This is a genomic window from Vibrio tubiashii, from assembly GCF_028551255.1.
GTDB lineage: Bacteria > Pseudomonadota > Gammaproteobacteria > Enterobacterales > Vibrionaceae > Vibrio > Vibrio tubiashii_B.
This window is the reverse complement of the sequence record NZ_CP117029.1, coordinates 3,235,096-3,258,123: the sequence shown is the minus strand read 5'-3', so window position 1 is coordinate 3,258,123 and position 23,028 is coordinate 3,235,096. Positions and strand designations below refer to the sequence as shown.

Below are 23,028 nucleotides of genomic sequence, written 5' to 3'. Positions count from 1 at the left end.
TTGCAAAGCGATTTAATGGCTAGGAATCGCGATACGCTTTTCTAACCAACGAACGGCTTGAGAGACGAAAAGAATCAGCACTAAATATTCTAAAACTAAGAAGGTATAGATCTCTAAAGGTAAGTACTCATTAACCACTAGCTCGTTGGCACGACGGGTTAGGTCACTCAATCCAATCACACTGACCAGTGAACTCATTTTGAGAATATAGACGAATTGGTTACCCAATGGCGGTAAGATTTGTCGAAATGCTTGCGGTAAAATTACTAAGCGCATCTTCTGCCAATAGTTCAAACCTAGCGACTCTGCTGCTTCATGTTGGCCGCGACTGATAGCTTGAATCCCACCGCGAAATACTTCTGCCATAAAGGCACTTTCCGCGATGGTCAGTGCAATGACCCCCGCCCAGAAATGATCGAGCGAGATATCCAATAAAGTAGGCATTCCATAATAAACCCACAGAAGTAACACGAGCACTGGCACAGAACGCACACTTTCTACATAGGTTCGGTTGATAGCACGCAGATACTTCAGCGGTGAAAGCGCAGGCAACGCGATAATGAGCCCGAGCGTCATGGCAAACAACATACTCAGCAGAGAGACTTGAATTGTGTCGCTAAACCCGGCAAGTAGAAAGATTACGTTGGTTCGGCCTTGATCGGTTGTTGGGTCGAGTACGTACCAACCCCACTGGTAATCCGAACAGCCAGTGAGAAGTAACAGTGAACCAAGCAATAGATAACGAGAAGTCACATTACACCTTGTATTGACTAAAAAAATCCATTTGATGCTGCTATGTTAGCAATGAACGGGCTTAATTCGTAATAACTTTAGGGAAGATATAATGAACAAGTATATTTTAGCACTTGGATTGTGCTTATTGTCAGTAGGTCAGGTGATGGCTGAAACCAGTCGTTTACATCAAATCCTCGATAAAGGGGTGCTACGTGTAGGTACAACTGGGGATTGGAACCCGATGACAATGAAGGATCCGGCTACCAATAGCTACCGGGGTTTTGATATTGATGTAACAACTGAGTTAGCTAAAGATCTTGGGGTGAAAGTCGAATACGTCGCAACCGATTGGAAAACACTGGTCAATGGGGTGACGGCCAATAAGTACGACATTACTGGCAGCGCTTCGCTTAACATGTCACGCGCTAAGGTAGCGGGCTACAGTCAGCCTTACTTCTATTTAGCATTTGTTCCTGTGGTGCAGAAAAAGGATTTAGACAAGTTTTCTGACTGGAGTGACTTTGATAAAGCGGAAGTAAAAGTGGCGGCAACGTTAGGTACGGTACAAGAAAAGATGGTCAAAGAGTTTTTCCCATCAGCGCAACATGTGGTTATTGAAGCGCCAGCGCGTGACTTCCAAGAGTTACTGGCACGCAGAGCCGATGTCTCGGTGACTTCAAACGTAGAGGCGGCAACGCTGGTGGAGAAGTTTAAGCAATTGGCCATTGTTCCGGTTAAAGAGCCACGTAAGCCGACGCCAATCGCGATGCTACTACCACAAGATGATCAGGTTTGGATTAATTACCTGAATCACTGGGTGGAGCTGAAGAAAACTCAAGGCTTCTTTAAAAAGACCGCTGAAAAATGGGGTCTGAAAAGTTTGTAACTGCTTACTTATCTGACTGAAACTAGAAGAGCCGCAAATGCGGCTCTTTGTCTATTTATTCATCACCGACGACTCTTGAATTGTCTGGTGCTGTGAAGTGTTGAGACAACTCACGATTAGACACTACGTAGCCAATCCACATTCCGCCCATACAAATCACAATCGCAATACCTGTCACCAGTTGAGCCTGACTTGCCATCGCGGCGACTAACGCACTGGCTAGGCTGCTGACACAGATCTGTAGGCTATTCTGTAATCCTGCTGCAGTTGCTGGACTTTGCTGTGCACTGGCTAATGCGCGGTTAACAACGATTGGGTAAAGGGCACCGTTGGCTACCGCAATCAAACAGAACGGAGCAAGAATTGGCCAGATTGACGTTAGCTGCCACTGAGAGGCGATAAATATCAGTAGAGAAGCGACACTGAATAGCCCGATCAGCTGGCGCAGAACTTTCTCATCACCATATTTACGCACGCCGACTTTACCTAAGTAGCCACCTGCCATAAAGGCGATAGTCTGTGGAATAAAGCTCAAACCAATATCTTTCGCTTGATATCCTAGCTGCGACATGATCTCTGGCATGCCGGTTAGGTAAGCAAAGAATGCCGCTGATGCCGTGGCGAACATAAACACATTACCTAAGTAGGTTTTAGAACCTAGCAGTGCCTTAATATCTGCCGACATGCTGGTTTGCTTGACCTCGGCCTTTTCATTCTTCTGTGTCATGGTGGCGATAACGAGTAGCACCCCTATTAGTGTCAGAGCGACAAAAATACTGTGCCAGCCAAAGTTATCTGCCAATAGCACACCTAGTTGTGGCGCAAGTGCCGGAGACAATGCTACTAAAGGCATGATCGTAGCAAAGATCTGTTGGCTATTACTGGAGTGGCGTTTGATCACCATTGCTTGCCAGATCACTGCAGGTGCACAAACACCGATCGCTTGCACAAAGCGCAGAGTCAGTAGCTGCCAGACTTGATCGCTAAACGCCAAGCCAAATGATGCGATGGTGAAAGTCACCAAGCCGGCCGCTAAGGTATTGCGGTGGCCAAACTTATCGGAGGCTAAGCCCCACATCAACTGACCAAAAGCCATCCCCACAAGAAAGACAGTCAGAGAAAGAGCAATTTGTTCAGGGCCTGTCGCAAAGTCGACTTCCATCGCTTTGAATGCAGGTAAGTACATGTCGGTGGCAATAAAGCCGAGCATCGAAAGGGCTGCGAGATAAACAAGCTGTAGTTTTGAAATTTTCATGATTCAACCAATCAAATTATTTAATCATTATTTACTCAGTATCAGTTGGCGCCAACCCTGATTTATTTACCCCGCCATTCTATTTTTCGATTTTCCGAAAATAAAACGTTAAAATTATTGGTTATCAATCAAAAAAATTGAACGGTTGTACGTTATGTATTCAAAATCATCGCTTGAGATGTTAGATACCGTTGCCCGCTTGGGAAGTTTTACCGCTGCGGCTGAGGTGCTGCATAAAGTCCCTTCAGCAATCAGTTATGGCGTACGTCAGGTCGAGCAAGAGTTGGACGTGATCTTGTTTCGCCGTCTGCCAAGGAAAGTAGAGCTGACACCCGCAGGCGAACTGTTTATTGCTGAAGCTCGATTACTGCTGAGACAGATGGAAGATCTTAAGGCGCAAACCAAACGTGCTGCTCAAGGCTGGCAATCAACACTCAAGCTGACATTAGACAATGTGGTCAAGCTAGATAAGCTTAAGCCGCTAGTGGAAGACTTTTACCGTGAATTTGAGTTCGCTGAGCTGCAGATCAATATGGAAGTGTTTAACGGCTCGTGGGAGGCGATAGCACAAGAGCGAGCGGATATTGTGATTGGAGCGACGTCTGCGATTCCTGTTGGCGGTGATTTTGAAGTGAGAGATATGGGGGTTTTAGACTGGGCATTTGTGATGTCGCCAGCGCATCCTTGTGTCCGCCAACAAAATCTAACTGAAGAGTTTGTCAGTCAGTATCCGGCAATCTGCTTGGATGATACCTCTAGCGTGTTGCCCAAGCGTCATACAGGGCATTATCCGCAGCAGCGGCGTTTGTTGCTGCCCAATTGGTACAGTGCAATTGAGTGTCTCAAAAATGGCGTCGGGGTTGGCTATATGCCTAGGCACATTGCGATGCCGTTAATTCTTGATGGGGTGCTGGTGGAGAAGATGCTGCCAGATGAAAAGCCGATCAGCCAATGTTGTTTAGTCTGGCGCAAAGATGATAACCACAAGCTCATTCAGTGGATGGTGGATTACTTAGGCTCTTCCAATCAGCTCCATCACGACTGGTTAAAGCACTAAAGAAAACGCCAGCATAATGCTGGCGTTGCTTTACTTGATAACCGCTTAAGGGCGTTCAAAGACGGTTGCGATCCCCTGACCTAAACCGATACACATGGTGGCTAGACCATATTTGGCATCTTTGGCTTCCATCAGGTTAATCAGTGTGGTCGAGATACGAGAACCAGAGCAACCCAGTGGGTGACCAAGAGCGATGGCACCACCGTTAAGGTTAACCTTCTCATCCATTACTTCCAGCAAACCTAGATCTTTAGCACAAGGTAAAGATTGAGCCGCAAAGGCTTCATTTAGCTCTACCACATCCATATCTTCGATAGAGAGACCTGCGCGTTTGAGTGCTTTCTGCGTTGCTGGTACAGGGCCGTAACCCATGATAGATGGATCGCAACCCGCAATAGCCATACCTTTGATGCGCGCGCGGATTGGCAAACCAAGTTCATTGGCTTTGTCTTCGCTCATGATCAGCATGGCTGATGCACCATCAGATAGCGCAGAAGATGTACCCGCGGTGACGGTTCCGTTTGCTGGGTCAAATACCGGACGAAGCTGAGATAGACCTTCTACTGAAGTTTCCGGACGAATCACTTCATCGTGATCTAGTGTGAATAGGGTGCCGTCCGCTGCGTGGCCCTCAATTGGAAGAATCTCGTTTTTAAAGCGGCCTTCAATGGTAGCGGCATGAGCACGAGCATGGGAACGCGCAGCAAATTCATCTTGTTGCTCACGGCTGATACCGTGCAGTTTACCAAGCATTTCTGCAGTTAAGCCCATCATACCTGCGGCTTTAGCAACGTTTTTCGACATGCCTGGGTGGAAATCCACACCGTGGTTCATAGGAACATGTCCCATGTGCTCAACACCACCAATGAGGCAAATCTCCGCATCACCAGTCATGATTGCGCGTGTGCCATCATGCAGCGCCTGCATTGATGAACCACATAGGCGGTTGACAGTTACTGCTCCAATTTCAATTGGCAAGCCTGCAAGCAGTGCTGCATTACGCGCAACGTTAAAGCCTTGTTCTAACGTTTGCTGTACACAGCCCCAGTAGATATCTTCAATCTCGCTTGGGTTAACCTGAGGGTTACGCGCAAGAATGCCTTTCATTAAGTGAGCAGAAAGATCTTCTGCGCGAGTATGACGGAAAGCTCCACCTTTAGAGCGTCCCATCGGTGTACGTAGACAATCTACTACGACAACGTTTTTAGTTTGATTAGTCATTTGGGAATCTCCTTAGATAGAACCTTGTTGCTGAGCACCGTAAAAGGTTTGGCCTTTTTCAGCCATATCAATCAGCAATTGTGGAACTTGGTACGTAGCACCTAGATCTGAGTATTGGTTCGCCATTGCGACAAACTCGGCAATACCTACGCTATCTAAGTAACGGAAAACGCCACCTCGGAATGGAGGGAAGCCCAGACCATAAACTAAAGCCATATCGGCTTCTTGAGGAGAAGCGATGATGTTTTCTTGCAGACACAAGACAACTTCATTGATCATCGGAATCATCATTCGTTGGATGATGGTTTGATCATCGAACTCTTGTTTCTCAGCACACACGTCGGCGAGTACTGGCAGAATATCTTCACTGAATGTCTTCTTAGGTTTGCCTTTTCTATCCAAAGCGTAGCTATAGAAGCCGCTACCATTCTTCTGACCATATTTGTCTGCTTCAAATAGGGCATCAATCGCATCACGACCTTGTTTGCCCATACGCTCCGGGAAGCCTTGAGCCATTACCGCTTGGGCATGGTGAGCGGTATCAATGCCGACTACATCTAGCAGATAGGCAGGTCCCATTGGCCAGCCAAACTTACGTTCCATTACTTTGTCGATCTTAGTGAAATCAGCACCGTCACGTAGCAACATGCTGAAGCCACCAAAGTAAGGGAAGAGTACGCGGTTGACGAAGAATCCCGGACAGTCATTCACGACGATTGGTGATTTACCCATTTTCGCAGCGTAAGCGACAACGCGGTTGATGGTTTCATCTGAGGTGTGTTCACCACGGATGATCTCGACTAAAGGCATGCGGTGTACTGGGTTGAAGAAATGCATACCACAGAAATTTTCTGGTCGCTTGAGTGATTTAGCCAGCAGATTGATCGGGATAGTCGATGTATTTGAGGTAATGACGGTTTCGTCACCCACTTGTTGCTCGACTTCACTGAGTACTGCCGCTTTCACTTTCGGGTTTTCAACTACTGCTTCAACGATAACATCGGTCTCTTCGATGCCTGCGTAATGAAGACTTGGAGTGATAGAGGCTAGGATACCCGCCATCTTAAAGCCATCAATGCGACCGCGAGATAGTCGCTTGTTAAGCAGTTTTGAGGCTTCAGTCATACCTAAATCTAGCGACGCTTGGGCGATATCTTTCATTAAGACAGGCACACCTTTAAGTGCTGACTGGTAAGCAATACCGCCACCCATGATACCTGCACCTAACACTGCGGCGCGTTGAGTGTCTTTGCTGGCAGACTTAGCCGCTTTTTTAGCTAGCCCTTTAATATATTGATCATTAAGGAATAGACCAACTAGAGACTTGGCTTCTTCTGATTTCGCTAGCTTAACAAAATGTTTGCGTTCAACATCAAGCGCTTCATTGCGAGCAAAACGAGCACCTTCCTCGATAGTCACTACTGCTGTCATTGGCGCAGGATAGTGAGGGCCAGCCTTCTGAGCGACCAAGCCTTTTGCCATCGTAAAGCTCATCATAGATTCAAGCTTGCTAAGTGAAAGTGGCGATGTTTTTTGTTTACGTCGTTCTTTCCAATCCAGCTTCTCATTGATCGCTTGGGTTAGAGTCTTAATCGCTGACTCGTACAGAGCATCTGTCTCGACAATAGCGTCTAGTAGACCGATTTTAAGTGCTTCATCCGCTCGGCAAGCTTTGCCTTGTGTAATGACTTCCATCGCGCTGTCGGCACCGATAACACGCGGTAAGCGAACACAACCCCCAAAGCCTGGCATGATTCCGAGTTTAGTCTCTGGTAAGCCTATGCTGGTGGTTTTGTCACCAATACGCATGTCAGTAGCAAGTACACACTCACATCCACCACCTAGAGTGTGGCCTTTTAAAACAGAAAGTGTCGGTACGGGTAGGTCCTCAAGCTTATTAAAGATGCTGTTAGCAAATTGAAGCCATTGATCTAGCTCTTGCTCTGATTTGGCAAATAGGCCCAGAAACTCAGTAATGTCAGCGCCAACAATAAACGCCTCTTTATCTGAAGTAAGCAGTAAGCCTTTGAGAGAGCTGTGAGCTTTTAGCGCGTCAAGAGCCTTATCCAGAGACTCAAGAGTAGCGAGGTCGAGCTTGTTAACAGACGCTGGTGCACAGAAGCTGAGCTCAGCGATTCCGTCTTGTAATTCCTTTACCTGTAGGGTTTCGGCTTGGTAAATCATTGTCTATCTCCATGACATACAATCTTCGGATTGCGTGTACAGCGGTTGGTTGAGTTACAACCGCTGTAAAGGAAAGTGGTGTTATAGTTATTCTGGTTAGACCAGTAGTTTTAGTTTGGACTTGCTGTTGGTTAAATTCAATACATTTTTTAAACAAGTGTTTAACATTGTGCGCTCGAACAGATCTTAGGCGACGTTAAATTCGCTCTCGTGATACACTGCGAGCAAGACATAACACGAACCACAGCCATGAATGACCTGCCGTATTTAATACCCGCACAACCCACTCAGTTTGAAGAGGAAATAAAGAAAAGCGTCTTTATTACTTACCTTGCGCATACTCCATCAATTGACTTAGCTAAAGCGTTTGTTGAGCAGATAAAAAACAAACACTCAGATGCGCGACATAATTGCTGGGGATTTGTTGCTGGTAGACCTGAAGATTCAATGCAATGGGGCTTTAGCGATGATGGTGAGCCATCAGGAACCGCTGGGAAACCTATATTGGCGCAATTATCAGGTTCGGGAGTGGGTGAAATTACTGCTGTGGTGACTCGCTACTCTGGTGGTATCAAGCTGGGAACCGGTGGATTGGTTAAAGCATATGGTGGTGGGGTACAGCAAGCTCTCAAGTCGCTTCAAACAATTGAGAAAAAAATAACCACAAAACTACTACTAGAGTTAGACTATGGGTTTATGCCAATTGCACAGTCTCTATTTCCTCAGTTCGGAGCTCAAGAAGTCAGTGCTGAGTATAGTGAGTTGGTTAAAATGGTTATCGAGATTGAACTTCGTCAAGTGAGTGACTTTACTCAAACCATTATTAATAAGAGTGGCGCCAAGGTACAGGTTACCTCGTTGGACAAACAACAAAGATAATTAGGAAGTCGGAAGCTACGCTTCATAAATCAATCTAACCATGCAATTTCGATCCATTATTCGCATCGTCGGGCTTTTGCTCGCTCTTTTTAGTCTCTCTATGCTAGCTCCTGCTTTAGTGGCGCTTATCTATCGAGACGGTGCAGGTGTTCCTTTTGTCACCACCTTTTTCGTTCTGCTGTTTTGCGGAACCGTGTGTTGGTTTCCAAACCGACGCCATAAACATGAATTAAAAGCTCGTGATGGTTTTCTGATTGTCGTTTTGTTTTGGACGGTACTCGGAAGTGCAGGTTCACTGCCATTTCTCATCGCTGACAATCCCAATGTTTCTGTCACAGACGCTTTCTTTGAGTCTTTTTCTGCTTTAACCACGACCGGAGCTACGGTCATTGTTGGTCTTGATGACTTGCCCAAAGCAATCTTGTTTTATCGTCAGTTCCTACAATGGTTTGGCGGTATGGGTATCATCGTACTTGCCGTTGCGATCTTACCGGTATTAGGTATCGGTGGTATGCAGCTTTATCGAGCTGAAATTCCGGGGCCAGTAAAAGACACCAAGATGACGCCGCGTATCGCCGAAACAGCGAAAGCGCTGTGGTATATCTATTTAAGTCTAACCATTGCTTGTGCTGCTTCTTTTTGGCTTGCGGGGATGACACCGTTTGATGCAATAAGCCATAGCTTCTCGACAATCGCCATCGGTGGTTTCTCTACCCATGATGCGAGTATGGGACATTTCGACAGTTACGCGATCAATATGATTACTGTTGTGTTCCTTTTGATCTCGGCATGTAACTACTCACTTCACTTTGCAGCCTTTGCCTCTGGTGGTGTGCATCCTAAGTACTATTGGAAGGACCCTGAGTTTAGAGCCTTTATCTTTATTCAGGTCTTACTGTTTGTGGTTTGTTTCCTAGTTTTATTAAACCACCACTCATATAACTCGGTATATGACGCCTTTGATCAGGCTCTTTTCCAAACGGTTTCTATTTCGACCACAGCAGGCTTCACAACGACAGGCTTTGCTGAGTGGCCACTATTCTTACCCGTGCTATTGCTTTTCTCCTCCTTTATTGGTGGATGTGCGGGTTCTACCGGTGGTGGTATGAAAGTCATCCGTATTTTATTACTGACACTGCAAGGTGTGCGTGAACTTAAGCGCTTGGTACACCCGCGTGCTGTGTATACGATCAAAGTCGGCGGAAGTTCTCTTCCTCAGCGAGTTGTCGATGCGGTGTGGGGATTCTTCTCTGCCTATGCTCTGGTTTTTGTTGTCTGCATGTTAGGTCTGATTGCGACTGGAATGGATGAGCTAAGTGCTTTCTCTGCCGTTGCGGCGACACTCAACAACTTAGGTCCGGGTCTTGGTGAAGTGGCACTTCACTTTGGTGATGTGAATGACAAGGCGAAATGGGTTCTGATTGTTTCGATGCTATTTGGACGACTGGAAATCTTTACTCTACTTATACTACTTACGCCGACGTTCTGGCGTAGCTAAGGAGACGATGTGGCAAAGGCGCTATTTCTCTATTCAAGCCGTGAAGGTCAAACTAAAAAGATATTTAGCCATATTCAGACAGAGCTGCCTGAATATGATTGTGAACTGCTCGACCTGCACGCCATAGACACGGTGGATTTCAGCCAATATGAGCGAGTGCTTATTGGCGCCTCTATTCGTTATGGTCACCTTAACAAAAAGCTCTATCAGTTTATTGAGCGTAACCTGTCTTCATTACAGCAGAGTAAAGTAGCCTTCTTCTGTGTGAACTTGACGGCACGTAAAGAAGACCAAGGAAAGGATACGCCTGAAGGTAGTGCTTATATAAAGACATTTCTCAAAAAGTCGCCTTGGCAGCCACAACTAATCGGTGTCTTTGCTGGTGCTCTCTATTACCCACGTTATAACTGGTTCGATAGAACAATGATTAAATTCATTATGAGTATGACGGGAGGAGAGACAGATACAAGTAAAGAGGTAGAGTACACCAACTGGGAAAAAGTGACTCTATTCGCCAATAAGTTTAAAGATATGTAAAGAAAAGGCTCACTTATAAGGCTTTTAGATCGAAATTTAATCGAACAATAAAAAAGTTAGAAAAAACTGAAAAAAGGGCTTGCCAAGAATCTTTCGATCTCTATAATTCCCCCTCGCTGACACGGCAACGCTTCGAAAGAAACGAGAGCCCAGTTAGCAAAGTCAATTAGCCAAGCGGAAACGCTTGAAAAAAGTTTGAAAAAAGTGGTTGACACTAAACTTTATCTCGCTAAAATGGCCGTCCGATTTGAGCGAAGCTCAGTCGGAAAGTTCTTTAACAATATAAACCTATCAATCTGTGTGGGCACTCGTTGATGATAATCCAAATAGATACTTCGGTATCAATTTAGGTTTCAATGAAACGAAGTGACCAACGAGTCGAAAGACTCAGCACAGTCAATTCAAACATTACTTTATGTAATGTTCAGTATTCATTGAGCCGAACAAAATCTTAAATTGAAGAGTTTGATCATGGCTCAGATTGAACGCTGGCGGCAGGCCTAACACATGCAAGTCGAGCGGAAACGAGTTAACTGAACCTTCGGGGAACGTTAACGGCGTCGAGCGGCGGACGGGTGAGTAATGCCTGGGAAATTGCCCTGATGTGGGGGATAACCATTGGAAACGATGGCTAATACCGCATAATAGCTTCGGCTCAAAGAGGGGGACCTTCGGGCCTCTCGCGTCAGGATATGCCCAGGTGGGATTAGCTAGTTGGTGAGGTAAGGGCTCACCAAGGCGACGATCCCTAGCTGGTCTGAGAGGATGATCAGCCACACTGGAACTGAGACACGGTCCAGACTCCTACGGGAGGCAGCAGTGGGGAATATTGCACAATGGGCGCAAGCCTGATGCAGCCATGCCGCGTGTATGAAGAAGGCCTTCGGGTTGTAAAGTACTTTCAGCAGTGAGGAAGGTGGTAGTGTTAATAGCACTATCATTTGACGTTAGCTGCAGAAGAAGCACCGGCTAACTCCGTGCCAGCAGCCGCGGTAATACGGAGGGTGCGAGCGTTAATCGGAATTACTGGGCGTAAAGCGCATGCAGGTGGTTTGTTAAGTCAGATGTGAAAGCCCGGGGCTCAACCTCGGAATTGCATTTGAAACTGGCAGACTAGAGTACTGTAGAGGGGGGTAGAATTTCAGGTGTAGCGGTGAAATGCGTAGAGATCTGAAGGAATACCGGTGGCGAAGGCGGCCCCCTGGACAGATACTGACACTCAGATGCGAAAGCGTGGGGAGCAAACAGGATTAGATACCCTGGTAGTCCACGCCGTAAACGATGTCTACTTGGAGGTTGTGGCCTTGAGCCGTGGCTTTCGGAGCTAACGCGTTAAGTAGACCGCCTGGGGAGTACGGTCGCAAGATTAAAACTCAAATGAATTGACGGGGGCCCGCACAAGCGGTGGAGCATGTGGTTTAATTCGATGCAACGCGAAGAACCTTACCTACTCTTGACATCCAGAGAACTTTCCAGAGATGGATTGGTGCCTTCGGGAACTCTGAGACAGGTGCTGCATGGCTGTCGTCAGCTCGTGTTGTGAAATGTTGGGTTAAGTCCCGCAACGAGCGCAACCCTTATCCTTGTTTGCCAGCGAGTAATGTCGGGAACTCCAGGGAGACTGCCGGTGATAAACCGGAGGAAGGTGGGGACGACGTCAAGTCATCATGGCCCTTACGAGTAGGGCTACACACGTGCTACAATGGCGCATACAGAGGGCGGCCAACTTGCGAAAGTGAGCGAATCCCAAAAAGTGCGTCGTAGTCCGGATCGGAGTCTGCAACTCGACTCCGTGAAGTCGGAATCGCTAGTAATCGTGGATCAGAATGCCACGGTGAATACGTTCCCGGGCCTTGTACACACCGCCCGTCACACCATGGGAGTGGGCTGCAAAAGAAGTGGGTAGTTTAACCTTCGGGAGGACGCTCACCACTTTGTGGTTCATGACTGGGGTGAAGTCGTAACAAGGTAGCCCTAGGGGAACCTGGGGCTGGATCACCTCCTTATACGATGATTATTGCGATGAGTGTTCACACAGATTGATGGTTTATGTAGTTTAAGAGATAGAACATCCCCCAAGATGTTCAACTTAGTGTCCCGTTCGTCTAGAGGCCTAGGACACCGCCCTTTCACGGCGGTAACAGGGGTTCGACTCCCCTACGGGATACCATTGGGTCGTTAGCTCAGTTGGTAGAGCAGTTGACTTTTAATCAATTGGTCGCAGGTTCGAATCCTGCACGACCCACCATTTTCTCAAGATATGGGGCTATAGCTCAGCTGGGAGAGCGCCTGCCTTGCACGCAGGAGGTCAGCAGTTCGATCCTGCTTAGCTCCACCATTCTTGATTCGATGGGCGATTAGCTCAGTTGGGAGAGCACCTGCCTTACAAGCAGGGGGTCACTGGTTCGAGCCCGGTATCGCCCACCATCTTTAAGTGTTTTCTCGATAGAGAATATTTAAAAATGGTTTCAAAAGCTTTATTGCTTGAAAAACTAGCTCTTTAACAATTTGGAAAGCTGACGAATAACAACAATCCCCATCTCTTTGAGATGCGTTGTTATTCAAATTAAAAGTTCTCAAATCCTAATTCTATGAATTAGGTACCAACACACATTCAAGTGTTCTTGGAAATTTGAGTCCGGCAAAATCGTGTCTGCACATGTATAAAAATGCAGACAACTTTGGTTGTTTAAACAGAGACCCTTTGGGGTTGTATGGTTAAGTGACTAAGCGTACACGGTGGATGCCTTGGCAGTCAGAGGCGATGAAAGACGTAGTAACTTGCGATAAGCCCAGATTAGGTAGTAACAACCATTTGAGTCTGGGATTTCTGAATGGGGAAACCCAACTGCATAAGCAGTTACTGTTAACTGAATACATAGGTTAACAGGGCGAACCGGGGGAACTGAAACATCTAAGTACCCCGAGGAAAAGAAATCAACCGAGATTCCGAAAGTAGCGGCGAGCGAAATTGGACTAGCCCTTAAGCTTTTAATGAGACAGGTGAAGGCTCTGGAAAGTGCCGCGATACAGGGTGATAGCCCCGTAACCGACATCTCATCATCAGTGAAATCGAGTAGGGCGGGACACGTGATATCCTGTCTGAATATGGGGGGACCATCCTCCAAGGCTAAATACTACTGACTGACCGATAGTGAACCAGTACCGTGAGGGAAAGGCGAAAAGAACCCCTGTGAGGGGAGTGAAATAGAACCTGAAACCGTGTACGTACAAGCAGTAGGAGCACCTTCGTGGTGTGACTGCGTACCTTTTGTATAATGGGTCAGCGACTTATATTCAGTAGCAAGGTTAACCATCTAGGGGAGCCGTAGAGAAATCGAGTCTTAACTGGGCGTCGAGTTGCTGGATATAGACCCGAAACCAGGTGATCTAGCCATGGGCAGGTTGAAGGTTGAGTAACATCAACTGGAGGACCGAACCGACTAATGTTGAAAAATTAGCGGATGACTTGTGGCTAGGGGTGAAAGGCCAATCAAACCTGGAGATAGCTGGTTCTCCCCGAAATCTATTTAGGTAGAGCCTCGGACGAATACTACTGGGGGTAGAGCACTGTTAAGGCTAGGGGGTCATCCCGACTTACCAACCCTTTGCAAACTCCGAATACCAGTAAGTACTATCCGGGAGACACACGGCGGGTGCTAACGTCCGTCGTGGAGAGGGAAACAACCCAGACCGCCAGCTAAGGTCCCAAATTATAGCTAAGTGGGAAACGATGTGGGAAGGCTTAGACAGCTAGGATGTTGGCTTAGAAGCAGCCATCATTTAAAGAAAGCGTAATAGCTCACTAGTCGAGTCGGCCTGCGCGGAAGATGTAACGGGGCTAAGCTATAAACCGAAGCTGCGGCAATGCAATTTATTGTATTGGGTAGGGGAGCGTTCTGTAAGCCGTTGAAGGTGAGTTGTAAAGCTTGCTGGAGGTATCAGAAGTGCGAATGCTGACATGAGTAACGATAAAGGGGGTGAAAAACCTCCTCGCCGGAAGACCAAGGGTTCCTGTCCAACGTTAATCGGGGCAGGGTAAGTCGACCCCTAAGGCGAGGCCGAAAGGCGTAGTCGATGGGAAACGGGTTAATATTCCCGTACTTCTTACAATTGCGATGGGGGGACGGAGAAGGCTAGGTGGGCCTGGCGACGGTTGTCCAGGTTCAAGTGCGTAGGCTTGAGAGTTAGGTAAATCCGGCTCTCTTTAAGGCTGAGACACGATGTCGAGCATCTACGGATGTGAAGTCATTGATGCCATGCTTCCAGGAAAAGCCTCTAAGCTTCAGATTGTAAGGAATCGTACCCCAAACCGACACAGGTGGTCGGGTAGAGAATACCAAGGCGCTTGAGAGAACTCGGGTGAAGGAACTAGGCAAAATGGTACCGTAACTTCGGGAGAAGGTACGCTCTTGACGGTGAAGTCCCTTGCGGATGGAGCTATTGAGAGTCGCAGATACCAGGTGGCTGCAACTGTTTATTAAAAACACAGCACTGTGCAAAATCGTAAGATGACGTATACGGTGTGACGCCTGCCCGGTGCCGGAAGGTTAATTGATGGGGTTAGACGTAAGTCGAAGCTCTTGATCGAAGCCCCGGTAAACGGCGGCCGTAACTATAACGGTCCTAAGGTAGCGAAATTCCTTGTCGGGTAAGTTCCGACCTGCACGAATGGCGTAATGATGGCCACGCTGTCTCCACCCGAGACTCAGTGAAATTGAAATCGCTGTGAAGATGCAGTGTACCCGCGGCTAGACGGAAAGACCCCGTGAACCTTTACTACAGCTTGGCACTGAACATTGACCCTACATGTGTAGGATAGGTGGGAGGCTTTGAAACCGGTACGCCAGTATCGGTGGAGCCGTCCTTGAAATACCACCCTTGTAGTGTTGATGTTCTAACTTAGACCCGTTATCCGGGTTGAGGACAGTGCCTGGTGGGTAGTTTGACTGGGGCGGTCTCCTCCCAAAGAGTAACGGAGGAGCACGAAGGTGGGCTAATCACGGTTGGACATCGTGAGGTTAGTGCAATGGCATAAGCCCGCTTGACTGCGAGAATGACAATTCGAGCAGGTGCGAAAGCAGGTCATAGTGATCCGGTGGTTCTGTATGGAAGGGCCATCGCTCAACGGATAAAAGGTACTCCGGGGATAACAGGCTGATACCGCCCAAGAGTTCATATCGACGGCGGTGTTTGGCACCTCGATGTCGGCTCATCACATCCTGGGGCTGAAGTCGGTCCCAAGGGTATGGCTGTTCGCCATTTAAAGTGGTACGCGAGCTGGGTTTAGAACGTCGTGAGACAGTTCGGTCCCTATCTGCCGTGGGCGTTGGAAGATTGAAGGGGGCTGCTCCTAGTACGAGAGGACCGGAGTGGACGAACCTCTGGTGTTCGGGTTGTGTCGCCAGACGCATTGCCCGGTAGCTAAGTTCGGAATCGATAACCGCTGAAAGCATCTAAGCGGGAAGCGAGCCCTGAGATGAGTCTTCCCTGACCCCTTGAGGGTCCTAAAGGGTTGTTCGAGACTAGAACGTTGATAGGCAGGGTGTGTAAGCGTTGTGAGGCGTTGAGCTAACCTGTACTAATTGCCCGTGAGGCTTAACCATACAACACCCAAAGGGTTTTGATGGACTCAAAGCAAGAACTTTGAATGTGTCACTACAGAACTTAAAACAGCTTTCCGAATTAAAGAATTTGCTTGGCGACCATAGCGATTTGGACCCACCTGATTCCATGCCGAACTCAGAAGTGAAACGAATTAGCGCCGATGGTAGTGTGGGGCTTCCCCATGTGAGAGTAGGACATCGCCAGGCTTTAAATTTAGACTCAAGAGTCTAACCAGTGCGGAGCGGTAGTTCAGTTGGTTAGAATACCGGCCTGTCACGCCGGGGGTCGCGGGTTCGAGTCCCGTCCGCTCCGCCACTTATTTCGAAACCTCGCTATGGCGAGGTTTTTTCGAATCTACAATTTGAAAGATTCTACAGGGGTGTAGCTACAATTCGAAAGAACAAAGAGCAGCGGATTCCCCAAATACCTTGTGATAGGGAGTGTTGGGAGTTCGAATCTATTCGAACCTGATTGTAGAAAAATTTAGGGGTGTAGCTCCAATTGGCAGAGCAGCGGATTCCAAATCCGCGTGTTGGGAGTTCGAATCTCTCCACCCCTGCCATCTTCGAAAGCCTCAGCAGAAATGCTGAGGCTTTTTCGTATGCGTGTCAAACCAAAACAGCTGATACCGCCACTACCAAAGACGAACGTGCTAGGAGCTGGAGTGCCAGCCCAGTCGAATCTTTCCACCCTGCCATATTCAAGGCTCTAGCAGAAATGCTAGGGCCTTTTTGTTTTTCTAAAGGCGAGTACTTCACCCCTAGCTCTCAAACTCGCTTCCTTGTTGAGAATTATTCTTACTAATCTGTTACATTTGGTAACTTGTTTACTCAATTGTCATTAGTTTATGGATATTTCTCGTCGCCACTTTATTAAAACAGGATTAGCTGTTTCTGCATTAAGCGTTTTGCCTGCATGCACTTTAACTCGTGCTAAGAATGATAAGGATGAGTTCGTTTATGAGCTAACCGCAGAGCCAGCAACGGCTGAACTAGTACCTGGTTATACAACGAATGTACTCGGATTTAATGGTAAGATTCCAGCCCCAACTATTCGTTGTCGTCAAGGACAAGAAGTTACGATCAGATTTACCAATAAGCTTTCAGAGCCAACCACGATTCACTGGCATGGGCTAAGAATTCCAATAGAAATGGATGGTGTACCATTCTTAAGTCAGGCACCAATCATGCCGGGCGAAACTTTCGAGTATCGTTTTACCCCACCTGATGCGGGTACCTTCTGGTATCACCCGCATATGAATAGCGTCAAACAACTCGGTATGGGGTTAGTAGGGCTGATCATCGTCGAAGAAGCGGTTCCAGTAGAGTTTGATGAAGAACACGAGTTGATGCTTAAGCACTGGCACCTTGATAAGCAGGGGCAGTGGAAAGAGTTAATGCTCCCTCGTCTTAACGCGAGAATGGGAACCCCCGGAGAGTGGAGTAGTGTCAATGGTGTACATGAGCCTAAGTATCAATTAAAGGAAAATGCCGCTACTCGGCTGCGTATCGCAAACGTCGATAATACCATTACCTATCCGATTGCTATTGAAGGAGCGGAAGCATGGGTGATAGCCATCGATGGTAACCCGATTAAAACTCCCTATAAGCTCTCTCAACATAAAATTGGTCCAGGTATGAGGGTTGACCTTGCCTTAAGAGCTCCAAAGCAAGGAGAGTCCGTTTACGTCCGATACATGAAAGGCAGATTTCCGTTTCCTCTGTGTGAGTTTGAAGCGATCAGGTCTGATCTTTCTGATCACAGACCGATCCCTCAACTTCCTCTTAATCCAGTGCCTGATCTTGATTTAGCCAATGCGGAGAAAATTGATTTCGTATTTGAATGGGAAGGAGCAATTTCACCGGTTGGAAAAGATGGTAAGTCAGTTCCTAAGTTTTGGTTAACCAACAAACGGGCTTGGGAAGGGATGTCGAAAGATAATATCCCCGCGCCACTCGCTTCGTTACAACTGGGCAAAACTTATATTTTCTATCTCAAGAATGTCACTCAGTATCATCACCCAATTCATATCCATGGCCATACATTCACAGTATTAGAGCTCAATGGTAAAAAGGTCGACGAGCCTTTCCACACTGACACTGTTTTACTAGGCAAAAACGGCACGGCTATCGCAGCGTTCGTGGCGGATAATCCAGGGCGCTGGATGTATCACTGTCATGTGATCGAGCATATGAAAACCGGACTAATGGGGTATATTGAAGTAAAGTGACTCCTGTAACTTTTAAAATGTTTGCAGTTAGCAATGGCTAACTTAATTTATGATCTTCCGTGAGCGTGTATTTTGGCTACAATACACCCAGTCAATCGGAGGAATTATGGGTCAGTTTTCAATATTGGGTTTTATCGCACTCGGTGGTGCATTTGGAGCATGCTCTCGTTATCTTGTTTCAGAGCTTTGTGTTGCGCTTCTTGGGCGTGGTTTTCCATACGGTACGCTAACTGTTAACGTGGTCGGTTCTTTCATTATGGGCTTGCTTATTGCTGCTTTTGAAAATGAGATGCTTGCTACCGAACCATGGCGCCAAATTATCGGACTAGGCTTTCTTGGGGCACTCACCACCTTCTCTACGTTCTCTATGGATAATGTGCTTCTAATGCAACAAGGCGCTTTTTTTAAGATGGGTTTGAATGTGTTGTTGAATGTCTTTTTAAGTATTTCTGCTGCATGGATTGGTTTTCAAATACTAATCAAGAGCTAATGTTGGTTAAAATTTAGCTAATTATTGTTCATCACGGCTTGGTTTACCCAAGCCGTTTTTATATACTGCAATTACTTGTCGGAGTGCCATAAGGCTGAGACCGTTAATTCGGGATCCGTTGAACCTGATCAGATTAAAATCTGCGAAGGGAACAAGAGAAGATATCTACACCAGAGTTCTGTCTGGTTACCTATCAAATAGTCGAATGTTGTTATATACCATTAGTGCACACTAATACGGTCATAGTTCGATTCCTCTTGTCGCATCTTTCCGCCAAGCATTTTTATCCCATTACTTTTTATCTAAGAATAACAAAGCAAGGAAAAATGCTATGTCGAGTCGCAAACAAGCGAGACTGGAAGCAAAACAGTTCATTGATACACTTTCGGTACAGCCGTACCCAAATTCATGCAAAGTCTATGTAGAGGGTTCACGCCCAGATATTCGTGTGCCTATGCGAGAAATCTCACTCTCGGATAGTCTTATCGGAGGCACAAAAGAAGCGCCTATTTTCGAACCTAATGAGCCTGTACGTGTTTACGATACTTCTGGTGTATACACTGACCCAGAACACACTATTGACCTTTACAGCGGTCTACCAAAGCTAAGAGAAGGGTGGATTGAAGAACGTGCCGATACTGAATTACTCGACGATGTTAGCTCGGTATACACCAAGGAGCGTTTAGAAGACGAGACGCTTGATGAGCTACGTTATGGCAATTTGCCACGAATCAGACGTGCTAAAGATGGTCAGTGTGTCACTCAGCTGCACTATGCGCGCAAGGGTATTGTTACCCCTGAGATGGAATACATCGCCCTACGTGAAAACATGGGTCGCGCTCAATATCGCGATGAGGTGTTGAATCAACAGCACCCTGGTCAAAGTTTCGGCGCCAACTTACCCAAAGACATTACTGCAGAATTTGTTCGTAAAGAAGTCGCAGAAGGTCGAGCGATTATCCCTTCCAATATTAACCATCCAGAATCTGAACCAATGATTATTGGGCGTAACTTCTTAGTTAAAGTAAACGCTAATATCGGTAATTCATCAGTGACATCTTCAATTGAGGAAGAAGTTGAGAAGCTAGTATGGGCGACTCGCTGGGGTGGTGATACTGTTATGGATCTGTCTACTGGCCGTAATATTCACGAAACTCGTGAGTGGATTCTACGTAACAGTCCAGTGCCGATCGGTACTGTGCCAATGTACCAAGCGCTTGAAAAAGTGAACGGCATTGCGGAAAACCTCAACTGGGAAGTGATGCGCGATACTCTGATTGAGCAAGCAGAGCAGGGCGTCGATTACTTCACTATTCACGCAGGGTTATTGCTTCGCTATGTACCTATGACAGCAAAACGTGTTACTGGCATTGTTTCTCGTGGTGGTTCTATTATCGCGAAATGGTGTTTAGCGCATCATCAGGAAAGCTTCCTATATACTCACTTCCGCGAGATTTGTGAAATCTGTGCCAAGTATGACGTGGCGCTTTCTCTTGGTGATGGCTTACGTCCTGGCTCAGTAGCCGATGCGAACGACGAAGCGCAGTTTGCTGAGCTTCGTACTCTAGGTGAGCTAACTAAGATTGCTTGGGAATATGACGTTCAGGTCATTATTGAAGGTCCAGGCCATATTCCGATGCATATGATCAAAGAGAACATGGAAGAGCAGCTAGAGCACTGCCATGAAGCGCCGTTTTATACCCTTGGCCCACTGACGACCGATGTTGCGCCGGGCTATGATCATATCACTTCAGGTATTGGTGCCGCGATGATTGGTTGGTATGGCTGTGCGATGCTTTGTTACGTTACTCCAAAAGAGCACCTTGGCTTACCGAACAAAGAAGACGTTAAGGTAGGTATGATCACCTATAAGCTCGCAGCACATGCGGCCGACTTAGCCAAAGGTCACCCTGGTGCTCAGGTCCGTGATAATGCACTTTCTAAAGCGCGTTTTGAATTCCGTTGGGAAGACCAATTTAACCTATCGCTAGACCCTGACACCGCACGAGCTTACCACGATGAAACTCTACCTCAAGAGTCTGGAAAGGTTGCACACTTCTGCTCAATGTGCGGACCTAAGTTCTGTTCAATGAAGATTTCACAAGAGGTTCGAGAGTACGCGAAAGATACTGAACAAGTAGCGGCGGACCAAGCTATCTCGATCAAAATGCTCGACGATCCACTCGAAGGTATGCGTCAAAAATCGCAAGAATTCCGAGAGACAGGTTCTGAGCTATACCACCCAGCAGCTCATGCAGAGGTAAATGACTAATGAGCAAAATCCTAATTCCGTCATCATTGATTGAGCTAACAGGCTTAGTTCAGCAATGTTTGTTGTTGGCGAAAGAACAGGGTTTTTGCATCGAAGAGGTTGAGTTGGGTGTAAGCCCAACTCAGTCTGTTCAGCTTGTTCGCGACCAACAAATTACACATGTCGCTACCGATCTCATTGATGGGTACGACTATGAGTCAGAATACACATTTGCACTTTATTATCGTTCAGGGTTGTCGGTAGAAGCCTGTGCAGAGCAACCATCTAATGCCATTTATATTAGCATTGCTGATGGTTTGGCTTGTGATAAAAAGGATGAAGTGCTTCAGCTCGATGTCTGGCGTCATCCCATTAACGATGAAGTGAGAGCGCTTTCCGTTAAGTCTAAACTCAATTCTGTATTTGAGCCTGAGTATCACTTTGCTTGGATAATCGTGTTGACCGTACTCGATTTTCCTATCGAAGATGCGTTAACACTTGCACGAGGAATGACATCTCAACAAGCGAATGTTTCACGTGAAACAGTGTTGAATGAGAAATCATTGACTCAGTGGGCTGAGCAATTCAATGAATTCCCAACCCCCGTACTGGAAGATAGCCGACTGGGTATTCAAGTTGGCTGGTCTGCGCAAGGGGAGAGTGTAAGCTTTGCTAACTTAACTAAACAAAGCTTAGGGCTTTACCCAGTGGTCGATGATGTTGCTTGGATTGAGCGCTTACTGCCGTTAGGTATCAACACTATTCAACTGCGAATTAAGAACCCGTATCAAGCCGATTTAGAACAACAGATCATTCGAGCAATTGAACTCGGTCGCCAGTACCAAGCGCAAGTGTTTATCAATGACTACTGGCAGTTAGCGATCAAACATGGTGCCTTTGGTGTTCATCTTGGGCAAGAAGATATAGAAGAGTCAAACTTGGCTCAGCTAACCAAAGCGGGTATTCGTTTAGGCCTTTCTACTCATGGTTATTATGAGCTGCTTCGTATTGTGCAAATCCACCCTAGCTACATTGCGCTGGGACATATCTACCCAACCACCACTAAGCAGATGCCATCGAAACCACAAGGTCTAGTGCGCTTAGCTCTATATCAAAAATTGATTGATAGTATTCCTTATGGTTGCACGCATGAGGGCGCTAGTACTTCGACTCTTGGTTATCCGACGGTTGCAATCGGCGGTATTGACCAATCGAACGCAGACCAAGTTTGGCAAACTGGCGTTTCGAGCTTGGCGGTTGTTAGAGCGATTACATTGGCGCAGTCACCTAAGCCTGTGATTGAGTTTTTCAACCACTTGATGAAGGACAGGCAGTCAACCTTTACTGATTCAATCTCGATAGCAACTAGTGAAGAGAGAGAACAACATGCTCACTGATCAGCAGTTCCTCCGCTATCAGCGTCAAGTCGCTCTACCAGAAATTGCTGAAAGTGGTCAGGAGAGATTGATCAAGTCGCACGTGTTGATTATTGGCTGTGGCGGACTTGGAAGTGCTGCGAGTCTCTATTTGGCGTCGGCGGGGGTCGGTAAGTTAGTGGTCGTTGATGATGATGAGGTCGATAGTAGTAACTTACAGCGTCAAATCATCTATCGTGAAGGTGATCTCCAGCTTGCTAAAACGGAAGCGACGGTTAAACAGCTTTCTGAACTTAACTCCATGATCCAAGTTCGAGCGCTTCACAAGCGGCTCGACAAGGCACAGTTGCAGCTTGAAGTTATGCTGGCGGATGTCGTGTTGGACTGCACTGACAATATGCCAACTCGTCAGCTAATAAACCAAGTTTGTTTTGAACAAGCAACGCCACTGATTTCTGCAGCCGCGATTGGCTGGCAAGGGCAGTTTGCTGTCTTTGACTATCAAGCGAATAGTCGTGCTGGCGGAGAAGAAGGTAAGGCTTGTTATCGCTGTTTGTATCCATTCGATGAACTGCCACAAACGCAGAAATGTAGTGAGAGTGGTGTGGTTGGCCCTGTGGTGGGCACACTTGGTAATTACCAAGCACTAGCGGCGATACAAAAACTTGCTACTGGCCAGTTTTATGTCGAGACCGCCAAGCTGCATCTTTTTGATGGCTTAAAAATGCAGTGGCAAACCATGGAGATTAGCAAAGACCAACAGTGCCAAGTTTGCGCTCAAGATCAGAGTGCAAATTAATGAGAGCAAAACAACCAATAGGT

General features: G+C 46.9%; 14 protein-coding genes, 6 tRNA genes, 3 rRNA genes and 1 riboswitch. Of the genes, 19 read left to right on the top strand and 4 right to left on the bottom strand.

Features of this window, described 5'->3' with window-relative positions:
- Positions 1–12 precede the first annotated feature (12 nt).
- Positions 13–753, bottom strand: coding sequence for an amino acid ABC transporter permease (locus LYZ37_RS15050; RefSeq protein WP_272785995.1), 741 nt, complete (start codon positions 751–753; stop codon positions 13–15).
- Between the two features lie 91 nt (positions 754–844).
- Between LYZ37_RS15050 and LYZ37_RS15045 the strand changes: the two genes are divergently transcribed.
- Positions 845–1,621 (top strand): transporter substrate-binding domain-containing protein, encoded by a 777-nt coding sequence (locus LYZ37_RS15045; protein WP_272785994.1) that lies wholly within the window; start codon positions 845–847, stop codon positions 1,619–1,621.
- A gap of 55 nt (positions 1,622–1,676) precedes the next feature.
- On the opposite strand, the gene punC is transcribed toward LYZ37_RS15045, so the two are convergent.
- Complete coding sequence (gene punC / locus LYZ37_RS15040; RefSeq protein ID WP_272785993.1) at positions 1,677–2,876, bottom strand: purine nucleoside transporter PunC; 1,200 nt, start codon at positions 2,874–2,876, stop codon at positions 1,677–1,679.
- Between the two features lie 154 nt (positions 2,877–3,030).
- Here punC and punR point away from each other — a divergent pair, with 154 nt between their 5' ends.
- Entirely contained in the window at positions 3,031–3,933 is a 903-nt protein-coding gene (gene punR, locus LYZ37_RS15035; RefSeq protein WP_272785992.1) for a DNA-binding transcriptional activator PunR, read from the top strand.
- A gap of 45 nt (positions 3,934–3,978) precedes the next feature.
- Here punR and fadA read toward each other — a convergent pair whose 3' ends face one another.
- Together fadA and fadB are read right to left on the bottom strand one after the other, a co-directional pair.
- Complete coding sequence (gene fadA / locus LYZ37_RS15030; RefSeq protein ID WP_272785991.1) at positions 3,979–5,154, bottom strand: acetyl-CoA C-acyltransferase FadA; 1,176 nt, start codon at positions 5,152–5,154, stop codon at positions 3,979–3,981.
- 12 nt (positions 5,155–5,166) lie between these two features.
- Positions 5,167–7,338, bottom strand: a complete 2,172-nt coding sequence (gene fadB, locus LYZ37_RS15025; protein WP_272785990.1) for a fatty acid oxidation complex subunit alpha FadB — start codon at positions 7,336–7,338, stop codon at positions 5,167–5,169.
- A gap of 249 nt (positions 7,339–7,587) precedes the next feature.
- On the opposite strand from fadB, the gene LYZ37_RS15020 reads away from it, so the two are divergent.
- From LYZ37_RS15020 to thiF, 17 genes are all read left to right on the top strand, one after another.
- Positions 7,588–8,217 (top strand): YigZ family protein, encoded by a 630-nt coding sequence (locus LYZ37_RS15020; RefSeq protein ID WP_272785989.1) that lies wholly within the window; start codon positions 7,588–7,590, stop codon positions 8,215–8,217.
- Between the two features lie 40 nt (positions 8,218–8,257).
- Complete coding sequence (locus LYZ37_RS15015; RefSeq protein ID WP_004743564.1) at positions 8,258–9,715, top strand: TrkH family potassium uptake protein; 1,458 nt, start codon at positions 8,258–8,260, stop codon at positions 9,713–9,715.
- A gap of 9 nt (positions 9,716–9,724) precedes the next feature.
- Entirely contained in the window at positions 9,725–10,252 is a 528-nt protein-coding gene (hemG, locus tag LYZ37_RS15010; protein WP_272785988.1) for a menaquinone-dependent protoporphyrinogen IX dehydrogenase, read from the top strand.
- A 453-nt stretch (positions 10,253–10,705) separates the two neighbouring features.
- A 16S ribosomal RNA gene (locus tag LYZ37_RS15005) occupies positions 10,706–12,258 on the top strand.
- Between the two features lie 88 nt (positions 12,259–12,346).
- Positions 12,347–12,422 (top strand) — tRNA-Glu (locus tag LYZ37_RS15000).
- A gap of 2 nt (positions 12,423–12,424) precedes the next feature.
- Positions 12,425–12,500, top strand: a tRNA-Lys gene (locus tag LYZ37_RS14995).
- A gap of 14 nt (positions 12,501–12,514) precedes the next feature.
- Positions 12,515–12,590, top strand: a tRNA-Ala gene (locus LYZ37_RS14990).
- Between the two features lie 13 nt (positions 12,591–12,603).
- Positions 12,604–12,679 (top strand) — tRNA-Val (locus LYZ37_RS14985).
- A 289-nt stretch (positions 12,680–12,968) separates the two neighbouring features.
- A 23S ribosomal RNA gene (locus LYZ37_RS14980) occupies positions 12,969–15,858 on the top strand.
- A 91-nt stretch (positions 15,859–15,949) separates the two neighbouring features.
- Positions 15,950–16,065, top strand: a 5S ribosomal RNA gene (rrf, locus tag LYZ37_RS14975).
- The 16S, 23S and 5S rRNA genes sit together here with 6 tRNA genes alongside, the layout of an rRNA operon.
- Positions 16,066–16,097: 32 nt before the next feature.
- Positions 16,098–16,174 (top strand) — tRNA-Asp (locus LYZ37_RS14970).
- Between the two features lie 170 nt (positions 16,175–16,344).
- Positions 16,345–16,421, top strand: a tRNA-Trp gene (locus LYZ37_RS14965).
- Positions 16,422–16,706: 285 nt separating this feature from the next.
- Positions 16,707–18,089 (top strand): multicopper oxidase family protein, encoded by a 1,383-nt coding sequence (locus tag LYZ37_RS14960; protein WP_272785987.1) that lies wholly within the window; start codon positions 16,707–16,709, stop codon positions 18,087–18,089.
- Between the two features lie 106 nt (positions 18,090–18,195).
- Entirely contained in the window at positions 18,196–18,579 is a 384-nt protein-coding gene (gene crcB, locus LYZ37_RS14955) for a fluoride efflux transporter CrcB (protein ID WP_239827162.1), read from the top strand.
- 69 nt (positions 18,580–18,648) lie between these two features.
- Positions 18,649–18,747, top strand: a riboswitch (TPP riboswitch).
- A 163-nt stretch (positions 18,748–18,910) separates the two neighbouring features.
- Positions 18,911–20,851 carry a phosphomethylpyrimidine synthase ThiC gene (gene thiC / locus LYZ37_RS14950; protein WP_272785986.1) on the top strand — a complete coding sequence of 647 codons (1,941 nt, stop codon included), beginning with the start codon at positions 18,911–18,913 and terminating at the stop codon, positions 20,849–20,851.
- Positions 20,851–22,227 carry a thiamine phosphate synthase gene (locus LYZ37_RS14945; protein ID WP_272785985.1) on the top strand — a complete coding sequence of 459 codons (1,377 nt, stop codon included), beginning with the start codon at positions 20,851–20,853 and terminating at the stop codon, positions 22,225–22,227. Before thiC ends, LYZ37_RS14945 begins: the two co-directional genes overlap by 1 nt.
- Positions 22,217–23,005 carry a thiazole biosynthesis adenylyltransferase ThiF gene (thiF, locus tag LYZ37_RS14940; RefSeq protein ID WP_272785984.1) on the top strand — a complete coding sequence of 263 codons (789 nt, stop codon included), beginning with the start codon at positions 22,217–22,219 and terminating at the stop codon, positions 23,003–23,005. The genes LYZ37_RS14945 and thiF overlap by 11 nt, the downstream gene beginning before the upstream one ends.
- The last annotated feature ends 23 nt before the right edge of the window (positions 23,006–23,028 follow it).